13 protein-coding genes, 1 pseudogene and 1 riboswitch are annotated in these 13,614 nt (G+C 48.7%); of the genes and pseudogenes, 9 read left to right on the top strand and 5 right to left on the bottom strand.

Going from position 1 to position 13,614, the window contains the following annotated elements; genetic code table 11:
- Positions 1 to 45 precede the first annotated feature (45 nt).
- Together IXB50_RS18195 and IXB50_RS18190 are read right to left on the bottom strand one after the other, a co-directional pair.
- Complete coding sequence (locus IXB50_RS18195; RefSeq protein ID WP_407658823.1) at positions 46 to 1,299, bottom strand: sensor histidine kinase; 1,254 nt, start codon at positions 1,297 to 1,299, stop codon at positions 46 to 48.
- Positions 1,300 to 1,589: 290 nt separating this feature from the next.
- Positions 1,590 to 1,760, bottom strand: coding sequence for a DUF4278 domain-containing protein (locus IXB50_RS18190; protein ID WP_215610414.1), 171 nt, complete (start codon positions 1,758 to 1,760; stop codon positions 1,590 to 1,592).
- Positions 1,761 to 1,800: 40 nt separating this feature from the next.
- Positions 1,801 to 1,905: riboswitch (Glutamine riboswitch) on the bottom strand.
- Positions 1,906 to 1,985: 80 nt separating this feature from the next.
- Here IXB50_RS18190 and IXB50_RS18185 point away from each other — a divergent pair.
- The 6 genes from IXB50_RS18185 (at position 1,986) to IXB50_RS18160 (ending at position 9,108) form a co-directional block, all read left to right on the top strand.
- Positions 1,986 to 2,795 carry a creatininase family protein gene (locus IXB50_RS18185; protein WP_215610440.1) on the top strand — a complete coding sequence of 270 codons (810 nt, stop codon included), beginning with the start codon at positions 1,986 to 1,988 and terminating at the stop codon, positions 2,793 to 2,795.
- Between the two features lie 49 nt (positions 2,796 to 2,844).
- Positions 2,845 to 3,603 carry an ROK family protein gene (locus IXB50_RS18180; protein WP_215610413.1) on the top strand — a complete coding sequence of 253 codons (759 nt, stop codon included), beginning with the start codon at positions 2,845 to 2,847 and terminating at the stop codon, positions 3,601 to 3,603.
- A 235-nt stretch (positions 3,604 to 3,838) separates the two neighbouring features.
- Positions 3,839 to 5,356, top strand: coding sequence for a hypothetical protein (locus tag IXB50_RS18175; RefSeq protein WP_215610412.1), 1,518 nt, complete (start codon positions 3,839 to 3,841; stop codon positions 5,354 to 5,356).
- A 37-nt stretch (positions 5,357 to 5,393) separates the two neighbouring features.
- Complete coding sequence (locus IXB50_RS18170; protein WP_215610411.1) at positions 5,394 to 6,383, top strand: glycosyltransferase family 2 protein; 990 nt, start codon at positions 5,394 to 5,396, stop codon at positions 6,381 to 6,383.
- A gap of 44 nt (positions 6,384 to 6,427) precedes the next feature.
- Positions 6,428 to 8,026 carry a hypothetical protein gene (locus tag IXB50_RS18165; protein ID WP_215610410.1) on the top strand — a complete coding sequence of 533 codons (1,599 nt, stop codon included), beginning with the start codon at positions 6,428 to 6,430 and terminating at the stop codon, positions 8,024 to 8,026.
- 134 nt (positions 8,027 to 8,160) lie between these two features.
- Positions 8,161 to 9,108 (top strand): lysylphosphatidylglycerol synthase transmembrane domain-containing protein, encoded by a 948-nt coding sequence (locus IXB50_RS18160; RefSeq protein ID WP_215610409.1) that lies wholly within the window; start codon positions 8,161 to 8,163, stop codon positions 9,106 to 9,108.
- A gap of 43 nt (positions 9,109 to 9,151) precedes the next feature.
- Here the strand turns inward: IXB50_RS18160 and IXB50_RS18155 are convergent, their stop codons facing one another.
- Entirely contained in the window at positions 9,152 to 10,420 is a 1,269-nt protein-coding gene (locus IXB50_RS18155) for an IS630 family transposase (RefSeq protein WP_215610408.1), read from the bottom strand.
- A 213-nt stretch (positions 10,421 to 10,633) separates the two neighbouring features.
- On the opposite strand from IXB50_RS18155, the gene IXB50_RS18150 reads away from it, so the two are divergent.
- A complete protein-coding gene (locus IXB50_RS18150; protein WP_215610407.1) occupies positions 10,634 to 11,227 on the top strand; it encodes a Uma2 family endonuclease in 594 nt (197 codons plus the stop codon).
- A gap of 97 nt (positions 11,228 to 11,324) precedes the next feature.
- Positions 11,325 to 11,630, top strand: a complete 306-nt coding sequence (locus IXB50_RS18145; protein ID WP_215610406.1) for a helix-turn-helix transcriptional regulator — start codon at positions 11,325 to 11,327, stop codon at positions 11,628 to 11,630.
- Between the two features lie 29 nt (positions 11,631 to 11,659).
- On the opposite strand, the gene IXB50_RS18140 is transcribed toward IXB50_RS18145, so the two are convergent.
- Both IXB50_RS18140 and IXB50_RS18135 read right to left on the bottom strand, forming a co-directional pair.
- Positions 11,660 to 12,148 (bottom strand): PIN domain-containing protein, encoded by a 489-nt coding sequence (locus IXB50_RS18140; protein WP_215610405.1) that lies wholly within the window; start codon positions 12,146 to 12,148, stop codon positions 11,660 to 11,662.
- Positions 12,145 to 13,236 carry an XRE family transcriptional regulator gene (locus IXB50_RS18135; RefSeq protein ID WP_215610404.1) on the bottom strand — a complete coding sequence of 364 codons (1,092 nt, stop codon included), beginning with the start codon at positions 13,234 to 13,236 and terminating at the stop codon, positions 12,145 to 12,147. Before IXB50_RS18135 ends, IXB50_RS18140 begins: the two co-directional genes overlap by 4 nt.
- A 59-nt stretch (positions 13,237 to 13,295) precedes the next feature.
- Here IXB50_RS18135 and IXB50_RS22870 point away from each other — a divergent pair.
- Positions 13,296 to 13,482: pseudogene (locus IXB50_RS22870) on the top strand (DUF2188 domain-containing protein).
- Positions 13,483 to 13,614 lie beyond the last annotated feature (132 nt).

The following is a 13,614-nucleotide window of genomic DNA, read 5'->3' as shown; positions in this document are numbered from 1 at the left end:
GCCATGACTTCTAGTGTAGCTCAGTGATTTTACGTAGTTAGTGGATTACTTAGATATCGAATATACCTTATTGGCTTCAACTGAGGATTTGGGTAACCAAACTTGGAGCCAAGCGCCTCCAGTCTCGGGATGGTTTTGGGCTTTTACCAGGCCCTGATGGGACTCCACAATCTTTTGGACAATGGATAATCCCAATCCAGTGCCATTGGACAGCATGTCACTTCCAGAGCGAGACCGGGATGTATCTGAGCGGTAAAAGCGATCAAATACAAACGGCAGGTCTTTTTCAAGAAAGCCCTCACCACAGTCAAAGACATCTAACAGTAGTCCCGGCATCGCTCCTTCCGTAGACTCTTGCAAACGGGCATAAATCCCCTGACCAGGAGGGCTATATTTCAATGCATTATCCAATAGGTTGATCACCATACGATATATCAAACCGCTATTGACTGATGCGATCGCATTATCAGGTCCCTGATACTCCAAGCAATTTTCCTGCTGCTTGGCCTGGGGTTCTAAACTTTGCCATGCCTGTCGCAAAATCCCCACTAGATCGGTGTCTTCTAAACGCTGTGGCGGCTGCTGCTCTAAATGACTAAGGCTGAGCATATCGTCCACCAAAGCACTCAGTCGATTGACTTCTTGCAGTAACCGATCAGCCCAGGTAATCAAACTGGGATCAATCCGATTGCGTAGAGTTTCCCCCACAAGTCGAATGGAGGTGAGCGGTGTTTTGAGCTCGTGGGCCACATCTGAGGTCCATCGATCCCGCTGCTGAGCCAGCATGACCGCCTCTTGTCGATTTTCTAGAAATACCCCTACATTGCCTTGACTCAGGGGAATGCCATAGCCACTTAAGGGATACACTGGACCTTCTAGCACATTGGCGGGATCAGGGGAGATCGATCGCAATGTCCAATCCTTTTTACACTCAGTTTTGGTGGTACGAGTTTCTTCGATCAACTGATCAAGTTCGTAGGACCGTGCGATCGCAAGCAGCAGCTTAGGCGATGTATAGTCAGTCTGCTCAATCCCTAAAAGTTCTCTAGCCTTGGCATTACACCAAAGCAACCGGTTTTCCTCATCAACCTTTAAGTATCCAAATGGTGAGCGCTGCAGCACCAAGTTAGTCTCATCAATTTCAGCCTGCAAATCACTGACGGCAGTACTCTGATTGGCAATAGCACTGGCAATCTGGGCCTCATAGGAGAAAAACTGGGCCTCTGGCTGAATCCGAATCCGTTCCAATAGTGCCTTACGCCTAGCCCCCGACCGTTGCCGAGAAACCAATAGACACACTATACCTATTGATAAACCTGCCAGGAAAGATATCACTATATCGTAAAATCACTGCTCCTAGAATAACCCAGGGGTGGACTTAGTTAGGGTAGACCAAGGAAGTAAACAGATAGGGGAAGCAAGCAAGCCGGGAAAGCGCAAGAGAAAAGATATAGAAATCTGGCTGGAGCGTGAATCCTTAAATAAGGTTGCAATAAAAAAGGCCCCTTACCGTAATAAGGGACCTAAGAAATAAAGTACAAAGTGAATACAATCGTCAGGGTAAACAAACGCTCCTTAACTTAGACGTGTTAACGAACCTGAGCACCACGATACTTAAGACCAGTAACAGTGTTATTCAGGTTGCCAACAGCTTTCTTGACACGGTAGGATGCACCGCGATAGCAAACTAGATCGCCATCTTCAACGGCTACATTGCGCTCGGGTGCTGTGTACTTGACGCCACGATAGGACAGTTGCATGGATTCGCCTCCTTAAATTAGACGTAGAGAGTTAAGATGAGGCGCGTTCCTTCGGTCCGATAGGTTAACTATCTTTCCTACTTCCGTTCCTACCTAGACTGAAGGCAATGGGTAGATGCAATCAATCCGAATAGGAATGAACGTTTCGTTTCTGTATTCAAATATACAGAAACGAAAATGAAATTGTCAATAGGTTTATCTTTTTTTTCTGAGTTATCTGGTCTGATGCTGCAAACGATTCCGCCTGAGCGTTTTTATCCTTATTTGACCTGGCAGGATATTGACCAGATGGCTGATCGGGAGCAGGTCGTCATTATTCAACCCGTGGGAGCCATTGAGCAGCATGGTCCCCATTTGCCGCTGGCGGTGGATACGGCTTTGGGCATGGCGATTATTGGCCGGGCTTTGGAGCAGCTCTCACCGGGGGTGCCCGCTTATTGTTTACCGCCTCTGTGCTACGGCAAGTCTAATGAGCATTGGGGGTTCCCCGGAACGATTACGCTATCGGCGTCTACGTTGATGGCGGTGCTTACGGATGTAGCAGAGAGTATTTATCGAGCGGGATTTCGTAAGCTAGTGCTGCTCAACTCCCATGGGGGACAACCCCAGGTGCTAGAGATAGTGGCCCGTGATATCCACCAACGTCAGTCTGATTTTTGGGTGTTTCCCCACTTTGTTTGGCAAGTGCCCCACCAAGTAGGCCGCTTGCTTAGCCCCAGGGAACGTCAGGAAGGGATCCACGCTGGTGATGCTGAAACTAGCTTGATGCTAGCGATTTTGCCGGACCAGGTGCATATGGATCGAGCCGTCACAGAGTACCCTCCTGAGCAAAAACAAGAGGGGCTGCTCAGTTTGGAGGGGGCACTGCCCTTTAGCTGGACGACCCGTGACATTTCTCAAAGCGGTGTGGTGGGGGATGCCACGGCTGCTACAGCAGAAAAAGGTCAGCAAATTCTCGCAGATGTCGCTGCGGGCTGGGTAACAGTTTTGGAAGAAATTTATCGGTTCGAACCACCTCGACGCTGGGACGATTGATCACAGGGCAGAATGGAAAGCAACCCGTTCATATTGCCAAGGAGTTTCCATGCTGACTGAGAAAAAGCCAGTTATCAATCAGAGTGATGCCCCTCCATCCGATGTGGTTAATCAACGAGTTGTCACTACATTAGCGGTGGACATTGGTGGCAGCGGGACTAAGGTGATTTTGCTGGATCAGGCGGGGCAGCCTCTGAGTGAACGGGCTCGGGTGAAAACGCCATCGCCTGCCACCCCTGAATCGGTGATGGCTGCGATCGCAAAACTTGCTGCCGACCAGCCCTCCTTTGATCGGGTATCCGTAGGATTTCCCGGAGTGGTGCGTAACGGTATTACCTACACAGCCGTCAATCTTGATAGATCCTGGGTCGGCTTTCCCCTGGCTGAGCGCTTAACCCAGCAATTACAGCGCCCGACTAAGGTGGCTAACGATGCTGACATTCAAGGATTTGGTGCGATTTCCAGAACAGGCGTAGAGCTAGTCATTACCCTTGGGACTGGATTTGGGTCAGCCCTATTTGTTAACGGTCATCTGGTGCCCAATCTAGAGATGGCACACCATCGCTTCCGCAAAACAGAATCCTATGAAGAACAGCTAGGTCGCGCCGCCCTCGAAAAAGTTGGCAAAGAAAAGTGGAATCGTCGTCTGAAAAAAGCCATAGACGCGCTTGAGCATCTATTTAACTATGATCGGCTCTACATTGGCGGCGGTGAAACCAAAAACATCACCCTAAAGCTTGCCTCCAATATTGAAATTGTGCCCAATGTATTGGGACTGTTGGGCGGTATCGCCTTGTGGCAGGACTAAGCGAGGCGATTGTCAGGCGGTTGTCAGGCAATTGTTCAGATGGCAAGACTGAGGATATGAAAACTTCATTGATGCCATCAATTTAATTTAATAAAAGCGGGGGGATAACTGCTGGCTCCTCTTGAGGCAGCGGGCATTCTGAACAAAGAAGTTTTCAGTTTTGTAGATAGCCTCTATAAAACTGAAAACTCAGCTTACGTTTGACTGCTTAACCCAACCCATTATTTAACCGAGCATGACTGGCCAGGCGCAGGACCCATCGGGAGAACACCATCAAATTTTTGGATGGCCAACCATTGCTTTATTTTTTGCTATTTGTTTAATCTATCTGGCTTTTCTCAAGCCCGGCATCTGGGGGGTAGACGGGAATGACATGCTCTACATGTCCCAGTCCCTGATCGAAAAAGGTAATTTCTCGATTCCCGCAGGAGCCGGGGGGATCCAGGGACCAGACGGTCAATTTTACTCGATTCGCTATCCGCTATTACCGATTGTCGCCATGCCCTTTGTCTGGGTGGGTATTACCGTTGGTAATGCGCTTAATCTGCCGGTGCAGTATACCTCTGCCACCTGCGGGTTAGTTCTCAATATTTTGCTAACGGCAGCAACAGCCGTTCTGGTTTACGCGCTCACATTGCGATTAGGGGGAGAACGACGTGGGGCATTCATTGCCACCATTGGCTATGCCTTTGGTACAGCGGCCATGGTTTATGCCCGTGAATTTTTTGCTGAACCCTTGTTAGCCTTCATTATTACCCTGGCGCTATACCTGGCCTTTGGGCAGTCCCGTTGGGGGCACTGGGGGACTGGCGTGCTAGCAGCCCTGGCAATTGCAGCTAAACCCGCCGGAATTTTATTGGGGCCGGTAATCGCGCTGTACTTCTTACTACGGCGCTGTAGCTGGGACCGATTTTTGGCCCCCTGTATCGGCACCGTGGCCGGGGTGGGACTCTATCTGGCCTATAACTACGTACGGTTTGGCAGCATTACTTCATCCGGGCAAGATACCTCCCAACTGGGGGGAGATGGGTTTATTTTGCGGGCTTTGGGACAGTGGATCAGTCCTGGCAGCGGCGGCGGTATGTTTTGGTATTGTCCACCGACAATTTTGGCCTTGGTTGGACTTTGGGTGCTGTGGCAACGGCGTAAGTTAGAGTTTGTGGCTCTATTTGGCATTGTGGCCAGCTTTTGGCTATTGCACAGCGGCTGGGACTTTAACGGTTGGAATTGGGGACCTCGTTTTTTGGTGCCGATTATTCCCGCTCTCATGGTCAGCGTAGGACTGCTGGGTAAACGCTGGCGGATGCCTGTGATTGGTTTAATTGTGTTGGGTTTTTTGGTCAATGGCCCTACACTACTGACGTTTTATCAGCGCTATTTTGCAGAAGTGGCCGATATCGATACCGATTTGCTGATGCAAACCGTATCCCTATGGAGTGAGCCATCTCAAGCACCTATTTTCAATGTGTGGGCCGCTGCTGGTCGACAGCTTTCCGATGCCTTTAGCACGCCTGTACAAGAAATTATCAATAATGTGGGTCAGCCGCCGCCCCTGGGACAATTATCTAAGGCTGAGCTGCTGAGAATTGTGGCCGTGTGGTGGTGGTTTTTACCCGCTGCGGGGATTCCTACTTGGGTTGGGGTTGCGATCGCGCTCACCATGGTCAGCATCGGCCTATGGCTCCTGCGCATCAGCTGGCTGATCGGGCTGAAACCCCCACTTCGGCTACAATCGAGCAAAATACCATTCTAAGCCTCTCCCACCGCACCCCAGTTATCGGCATCTTCTTATGAAACTGATTATTCAAATTCCTTGCTATAACGAGGAAAATACCCTGGGTGTAACTCTTTCAGAACTGCCGCGACAAGTGCCCGGTGTCGACAAAGTTGAATGGCTGATCATCAACGATGGCAGTGTGGATCGCACCGTGGATGTGGCCAAAGAGTGGGGGGTGGACCATGTGGTTAACTTTGATCACAACCAGGGGCTGGCCCGAGGCTTTATGGCTGGGGTAGACGCCTGTCTCAAGGCCGGAGCAGACATTATCGTCAATACTGACGCCGATAATCAGTATTGCGCCGCCGATATCCCCAAACTGATCGAGCCCATTGTCCATGGAGAAGCTGAAATCGTGGTGGGCGAACGTCCCATCATGGAAATCCAGCACTTCTCCCCAGTAAAAAAGATTTTGCAGCGATTAGGCAGCTGGGCTGTGCGAGTAGCCAGCAATACCCCGGTTGCCGATGCCCCCAGCGGCTTTCGCGCCATCAGCCGAAATGCAGCCATGCAGCTCAACGTATTTAATGAATACACCTACACCCTAGAAACCATCATTCAAGCCGGACAAAAGGGTATGGCAGTAGCGTCCGTCCCAATCCGCACCAACGGCTACCTACGCCCGTCGCGGCTGGTCAAGAGCATTGCCTCCTATGTGCAGCGGTCCCTATTTACGATTCTACGCATCTTCATTACCTATCGTCCCCTGTCGTTTTTTACGATTCTGGGGGCGATTCCCTTTGGACTGGGCTTTTTACTCAGCGTTCGGTGGGTGTGGCTATTGGTAATGACATTTGAGCAAACGGGGCGTAGTCATGTTCCCAGTCTGATCTTTTCGGCTATTTTGATTTTAATTGGTGTGCAATGCTGGATCTTTGGTCTGATTGCCGATTTGATGTCGGCAAATCGGAAATTGTTAGAAGACATTCAGCTCAGACTGCGACGCTCAGAGATCGAGGAGCATATGAAACAGCATCAGGAGAAGAATGTGAGTAAGACATAGAAGGCGTGGCCTACGTCCTGCAACCGTAACCTACCTCTTAATATATGAAAGACTTATTTGCCAAAGCTGCCCTCGATCAAATTCCTAAAATTCTGACACTGCAAGACCGTAACCCCCACAGCCCTAACTATGGCTGTTTTGATCGCAACTATTGGCAATACAAGATTATTGACTTTCCCAGTGGCATGTCCCAGGAGTTTGTCTGGCCCCTGGCACTAGTTTATGACATGCCACTGCCAGATAATCCTTATCATCAACAACCCAATATCAAAGCCTGGGTAGAAGCCGGGATTATCTTCGCAGCGAAGAGTTCGCATCCCGATGGGTCCTGTGATGATTATTTTCCTTTTGAGCGGGCCGGGGGGGCAGCAGCGTTTTCGCTATTGGCCTGTTTAGAAAGCTATCGGTTACTCAAGCTCGACAATCAGCAGGCGCTGAAGTTTTTTGAAACTCGGGCTGATTGGCTAGCCCATCATCAAGAGAGTGGTTGCCTGACCAACCACCAGGCACTCATTGTGCTGTGTTTGGAAATCGCATCACGGGTTCTGAATACCCAGAAGTGGCAGGGGGCAATCCAACAGCGGCTGGAACAAGTGCTGTCCTGGCAGGATTCGGAAGGATGGTTCCAAGAATATGAGGGCTGCGATCCGGGCTATCACACCCTGACCATTGCTTGTTTGGCACGGGTATATGACCTGGGGGAGAGGACAGATGAGCGGTTACGGGATGCGGTTGCAAACGGTGTGCGTCTCGCCAGTCATTTTGTTCACCCTGACGGTTCCTACGGCGGTGAGTATACCAGTCGCAACACCTACAACTACTTTCCCCACGGCTTTGAGCTAGTGGGTCGCTGGATGCCTGAGGCCCTTAGCATTAACGACCAGTTTCTAAAAGGACTGAATAACGGCTGTGGATCCTGTTACGCCGATGACCACATTGTTGGTCATCACACCTGGAACTATCTACTCACCTGGAAAGACTTTGTCGATGCGCGTCCCCCCACCCAGCCCTCCCAGCTAGGGCGAGTCTGGTTCCCCAATGCCCGCATTCTCATCGACCAGAGACAAGACACAAAGCTATACCTCGCCCTCAACAAAGGAGGAGCCTTTAAATTCTTCCGCAACAACAAACTACTACTTTCAGATACCCAATTTTCACTGCAGGTGAGAGCAGGCGGCAAGGTTAAAAATGCCGTCGGTCATTTAGTAGGCGATTATCAATATGACATTCAGGATAATCAAATCACTATCGAAGGTCCCCTCGGTTGGGCCAAACAAAAACAAATGACCCCTCTGAATCTGATGATTTTAAGAGTAGTGATGTTAACCATCGGGCGCTTCTTCCCTAATCTGATTCGAAAGTTGTTGCAAAAGATGTTGATCACCGGAAAAAATGACGCTCCCTTTAAGTTTCGAAGAGAGTTTCAATGGCAAAACGGCTATTGGTTGCTAAGGGATACGCTCATCGCTACCAGCGGTTGGCAAAATGTTCTCACCGCTGGGATCGGCTGTGACCAAACGTCGATTTATGTCGTTATGAGCCGGACTTTTCAATCAGGGCAACTACAGCCTTGGAAAGACTTGACTAGCGATATGCATACGCTCTCATCTGAGCAACCACTCCAGATCGAACGACAACTATAATATCGCTCTCGTTTAGGTCATACCCCCCTTTGACCAATGTACAGACGTTCCATTGAACGTCTCTTCACACCTCCACCAAAACTGTACAGACGTTCTATTGAACGTCTCTTCACACCTCCACCAAGAACTCTCATATGAAACGCTTTATATCTATCTTTATTAGTACCCTTATCTTAGTGATCTTGTACAACAAGATTAACTTCCCAGAACTAATTAAAGTGTTTCAAGAGTGCGATCCGTTTTGGATGGTGATCAGCCTGGGCATGGTTATTCCGATTACGTTTTTCACTGGCTGGCGGTTGAAGCAGCTAGTCCCAGTCCAGGCAAAGCTAAGTATTTGGGAAGCTAATAAATTAATCTTGGCAGCCAGCGTTCTGAATATGGTGCTGCCGTCAAAAATGGGCGATATTGCCAAATCTTATTTTATGAAAGAGAGAGGGAACCTCAGCGGTACATTATCCCTATCAATCGTGATTTTTGAAAAAGCCTGCGATATGCTGTCGCTATTGCTTTGGTGCTCCTTTGGTCTGCTGCTATATCCCCAAAAAGATGCGTTCTTTTGGACTATGACCGCCGGTATCCTTGGCGGTTTAATCTTCGGTCTCTTAATGCTGGGTTCCAAAGGATTTGCCCGACTTGGGTTTACCATCATGCGTCGCATTGCCCCTGGCAAAATCAGCAAAAAGCTGGCTTCATTTCAAGACTCCTGGGACGAAATGCACGATTACTTTTGGGGTAATCCAGCTCAGTTAACCCGTATTGCTAGCATGTCGATTTTTGTCTGGTTTTTGCACCTATTACAAATCTGGCTCTTTATTTTGGCCCTAAATGCCTGGGCACCTCCTATAATTAGCTTTGCCCTGGCTCCCCTGGCAATTTTGGCCGGTTTGTTGCCCCTCACGTTTGCCGGTGTGGGTACCCGTGATGCTGCCTTAGTGGCTCTCTATGCCCCTTACTTTAGTGCGGCTACTGGAGCGGCATTGGGGGTGCTTTGCACCTCACGTTATTTCTTGCCGGCCATCGGTGGATTACCCTTTCTCAATCAGTATTTGAGCACCGTCAAACGTTTTCAGAAAACCTAGTGCAAGGGTAGTAGAAGTTCTGTGGCAGATACGAGAGTCTTCTTCAATCGGCAAGAGGAGTCTTGTCATAGGTCCAACAACACGGCTTGTATTTCCAGTTGAAGGGCTTGGCCAATGTCCGATTGAAATAGTTGATAAAGGCCAACACCTGTTCAGATAAGTCGTCAACCGACGTGAAATTGCCTCGTTTGAGTAAACGTCGCATCAGAATACTGAACCAGAGTTCAATCTGATTGAGCCAAGACGAATGCTTGGGGGTGTAGACAAACTGAATCCGATGGGCGGGATCTTCGAGAAATGTTTTGCGGGTTTTCATCGACTTGAGAATGCCTGATTTTCCTTTGATGCCCAAGTCATCGTTGATGTCACAGAGTTTGGCCACTAAGCGCACCAGGGATTCAGATTGATGGGTATTGAGCTGATCGACGATAAAAATCCAGAGGTGGGTGGGGTTGGTTTCGATCACCGTTTCAATGTGGGTGGCAAAATCGATTTCGGTGCGTGTCGGCCCGATGGTGGGGGCGACCAAGGTGCCTAAGGCCACGTCCAAACTAGCAATCAGCGCACGGGTGCCATGCCGAGTATACTCAAACTCTTGCCGTTCGAGTTGCCCCGATGCCATCGGCACGCTTGGATGAAGTCTCTCCAGTGCCTGGATGCTGGTCATTTCATCGGTGCTGATCAAATGGGTGTCGATAGACTGCAGGGCAGGAGCCCGCTGATAGAGGGAACAGATATGTTCGGCCGTTTGCCAGAAGGCCCCCGGATCGTCAGGGGTATGATTGAGCCAGTACTTTACCCGATGAGGTTTCAAGTCAGCCTCGTCGAGCATGCGCCGCACCGTCCGTTCTGAAATGGTCTCGGCAATCCCCCGTTTGACCACTTCATCCACCAGTTCTCTCGGACTCCAATGACTCACCGGTCGACCGGAGTCCTTCGGGTTTTCGCATGCTAAGGCGATGATTTGAACCCGTTGTTCCGCCGTAAACCCAACCGGGGTGCCGGGACGGGGGGCATCACTAAGAATCACCTTGATCATCTGCTGCTGAACCCGTTTTGTCACGTTCGCGGCTAAGGCAGCTAAGAGTTGGGGACTATGATTTTGCCAGCGCTGACGCCAACGGATCACCGTATTACGGTTTATCGTCAAGTGTTCAGCAATCTCACTATTATTCCACCCCTCGTTAGCGAGCAGGATAATTTGGGCTCGTTGAGCCAGTCCTTTCGGTGTTTTGCGACGACGACTGAGTTGTTTGAGAATCACACGATGTTGATGTTTCAGGGTTAGCGGTTGGGGGCGAGGTCCAGGCATTTTGAATGACCTCCATTGAAGGGACTTACTCTTCACTTATAGCGCTTTTTTAAACTGCTGAACTATTTATGCCAGGCTGCTATAGTGCATCGTGGGAACTAGTTCGTTTCCCCAGAACTTCCCTAAAACCAGTCTATTATATAGCGCTGTTTTTCTGAGCTGAGTGGAGTTGGTAAGCTAGAGTTACTGAACTAACCGTGTGGGCATTGGCTGATGACTCAAGCTAAAACTAAACCCATAACCTTCGATGAGTATTTGGCTCATGATGATGGCACGGACAAGTGCTATGAATTGATTAATGGAGAGCTAATCGAGGTGCCCCCAGAAACTGAGGAAAATGCGTATCGCGCTTTTTCGCTGTTGATGGCGTTGTCTAAGTTTATTGATATTAGACGTCTCAAGGTGCAGAAGCTGGAGGTAGAGGTGCCAGCGCTGCCAGGTATGCCTAGCAATCGTCAGCCGGATTTGACGGTGCTGGATGAGGGGCATATTGAGGAGATGGCGGCTATTAACCAGATGGCGATTCGGTTTTCGATGAATCCGCCATTGATGGTGGTTGAGGTGGTTAGTCCCTATGGCGGTCGTAGCGATGCTAACTATCGTCGGGATTATGAAGATAAGCGCCAGCAGTACCAGCAACTGGGTATTCCTGAGTATTGGATTATTGATCCGACTGCGCAGCAGGTGACGGTGCTGGTGTTAGTGGATGGGCAGTATCAATCATCAGTATTTAAGGAAACGCAAATGATTGTGTCGACTACGTTTCCAGAGTTAGAAGTGATAGCTAAAGACGTTTTGTTAGTTTAGTCAGATAGGCTCTTTCTCTATCATCGATCAATTATTGGTTTGCTGAAGCTGTAGGCCATTAGGACCAATTTCTAAGTTTCATTCGGGATGGGTTTGGATGGCGGTGGTGTCGCAGTCTACGGTACAGCAGTGGGAGAATGGGCGAAATGTGCCGAGCTTGGAGAATCTGGAGAAGATTGCTCGGTTAAAGGGGATGCTGGTGGAGGATTTTATTGCTTATCTGTATGGTCGCAGCCATGGGCCGACGCAAGAGAATATCTTGGCGCGGCTTGAGGTCATGCAGTTGGAGGAGTTGAGTCAGGTTTTATACCTCATTGGTGACCGGATTGCTCTACCTGACAGGGTGATTGTTGATAAAGGTGAAGGTCAAGACCATAGGGGGGTAGGACGAACATTGCGTTAGTTCTTAATTCAAATTTATAGCGCACTCCCTCAGCTACAACCTAAAGTATCCTTCAGCTGATTAATGACTTGTTTGGGTAATCTTCGGTCCAGACTACTGAGGGTTTTCAACCACTGGCATAGTGTTGCTGGTGGAGAGAGCTGTCGTTGATAGGCTTCTTGAATAACCCATAGGGTGCCATGGACCGTTACATTTTGCTGCTGGCAAAGAGTTCGAAGTGGCTTCTCATTTGTTAGGAGTAAGCGTTTATAGGTTTTGGCATAGTAAAAGTTCAGTAGGTCAGGGCTGCTTAAATTGCCTTGTCGATAGGCTTTGGCTGCTTGTAACCAGTCAACCTTAGTCTCAATAAGCTGAATCCCTGCTTCTAGGATTTTGGTTATTAGCTCAGGCTGTGAAGGGTGATCGCACTCTTCTAAAACTACATCGAGGACTTCCACTGTCTCTAATTGACACAGAATATCTAATCCCTGTACGTGCCCGAGGTCGATTAAGACATTGGCATCTGACAGTAAAATCAATCGCCGTTTTCCTCCATCCAGTTTGCTAACTGTTGGCGAATATCCATCAGATGCTTGTCTAGTACTTCAGCGGCTCTTGATACTGTGAGTTCTTCTCTCAGTAAGGCTAGAAATACTAATCTTTCTAATCGTGTCAGATGTTCAGGAGTTGGTAGCTTAGGCTTTTCGTTGACGCCATATTTTTTCTTGAGAACGCCGATTTGTTGTCCCTGTTGCTTTTTAGTAATGAGACCTAGCTGACCAGCTCTATACAGAATGGTCATTAGGCTGACACCATATCGGCGTTTGATGTCTGCCAGAAGCGGTTCAGGTATCCAGCGGTTTCGATAGGCGCGTAATTCTCGATAAATGATGTCACGAGAAAGTAAAACGGCTCCGGCTAGATGGTTAGCCGCTTTCTCTCGTGGATCATTTTTACGAGTTTGATTGTGCGATTGATTGTATTCCTGACGATGGAAAATTAGATGGCCTAGTTCGTGCAGTGCAGTAAAAAACTGACGTTCAGTAGGGTGGTTGTCATTAACAAAGATGACGGCTCCAGTCGTTTCAGTATAGGCAGAGAAGCCAGAGATGGTTTCTGGTAGAGGATATAGAATAATTTTTAGCCCCTTAGCTTCTAGCAACGCTAGGACATCTCCTAGGGGATAGGTTTCACCAACGCCTAACCAATCACGGATTTCCTTGGCGACTTCTTCCACGACATCCTCGTTATAGGCGGTCAATGGTCGCATTTCTGGCAGCGTTGGCACTTCGCCTAAAATCTGCTCAATCGTGGAATAGTTTACGGACTTTTGAGTAAGGTGGGCTCTTAGGGTAGGTGTCAACATAGAGGGCTGATTGGCACGAAACATGAGCCCCATACCTGGAGCTGGTGCAGAGGTTGCAGGCTCTTCCGTAGAGCCAATCAGTAATTCCAGGGCAATACCCAAAGTTTTGGCAATTTTAGAGAGTTGGACTAGAGATACGGTTCGTTCTCCCTTTTCCCATGCTGCAATGGTTTGACGAGTTACACCCAGGGATTCACCCAATTGATCTTGGGAAAGCCCCTTTTGCTCTCGATAGGTTTTTATGGAGTTAACATTTGTCATCTTAAAAATATTAGCTATAATCGACCTATGTTAGATAAGTATAACACTGGAGATGTTTTATGGCTAAGGGTAAAAAACAGCATATTGTTCCTCATTCTGAGGGATGGGCTGTGAAAGCTGCAGGAGCGAAGCGGGCTACTCGGGTTACTCCAAACTCAGCAAGAAGCGATTAATATTGCTCGGTCTATTGCTACTAACCATCAGTCTGAGATGATTGTGCATCGAGCTAATGGTCAGATCAGGTAAAAGAATAGCTATGGTAATGACCCTCATCCACCCAAGGGTTAAAAGAACAACCTGATCCCGGATTTCTCACACCATCGGTGAGTGAGGTAAAAAAAAACAATATTTAGCTGAGTTTATCGTCAAAGGGGGGCA

The organism is Leptothoe spongobia TAU-MAC 1115, assembly GCF_018739885.1.
Classification (GTDB): Bacteria; Cyanobacteriota; Cyanobacteriia; order Phormidesmidales; family Phormidesmidaceae; genus Leptothoe; species Leptothoe spongobia.
The sequence above is the reverse complement of the archived record's forward strand: the minus strand, read 5'-3'. Positions and strand labels throughout refer to the sequence as shown.

Bases quoted from the DNA above. Each gene is read 5' to 3' on its own strand.
- IXB50_RS18180 (WP_215610413.1), top strand. From the start codon at position 2,845: ATGCTGACTGAGAAAAAGCCAGTTATCAATCAGAGTGATGCCCCTCCA.
- IXB50_RS18135 (WP_215610404.1), bottom strand. From the start codon at position 13,236: ATGACAAATGTTAACTCCATAAAAACCTATCGAGAGCAAAAGGGGCTT.
- IXB50_RS18170 (WP_215610411.1), top strand. From the start codon at position 5,394: ATGAAACTGATTATTCAAATTCCTTGCTATAACGAGGAAAATACCCTG.
- IXB50_RS18145 (WP_215610406.1), top strand. From the start codon at position 11,325: ATGGCGGTGGTGTCGCAGTCTACGGTACAGCAGTGGGAGAATGGGCGA.
- IXB50_RS18160 (WP_215610409.1), top strand. From the start codon at position 8,161: ATGAAACGCTTTATATCTATCTTTATTAGTACCCTTATCTTAGTGATC.
- IXB50_RS18150 (WP_215610407.1), top strand. From the start codon at position 10,634: ATGACTCAAGCTAAAACTAAACCCATAACCTTCGATGAGTATTTGGCT.
- IXB50_RS18175 (WP_215610412.1), top strand. From the start codon at position 3,839: ATGACTGGCCAGGCGCAGGACCCATCGGGAGAACACCATCAAATTTTT.
- IXB50_RS18190 (WP_215610414.1), bottom strand. From the start codon at position 1,760: ATGCAACTGTCCTATCGTGGCGTCAAGTACACAGCACCCGAGCGCAAT.
- IXB50_RS18155 (WP_215610408.1), bottom strand. From the start codon at position 10,420: ATGCCTGGACCTCGCCCCCAACCGCTAACCCTGAAACATCAACATCGT.
- IXB50_RS18185 (WP_215610440.1), top strand. From the start codon at position 1,986: ATGCTGCAAACGATTCCGCCTGAGCGTTTTTATCCTTATTTGACCTGG.
- IXB50_RS18165 (WP_215610410.1), top strand. From the start codon at position 6,428: ATGAAAGACTTATTTGCCAAAGCTGCCCTCGATCAAATTCCTAAAATT.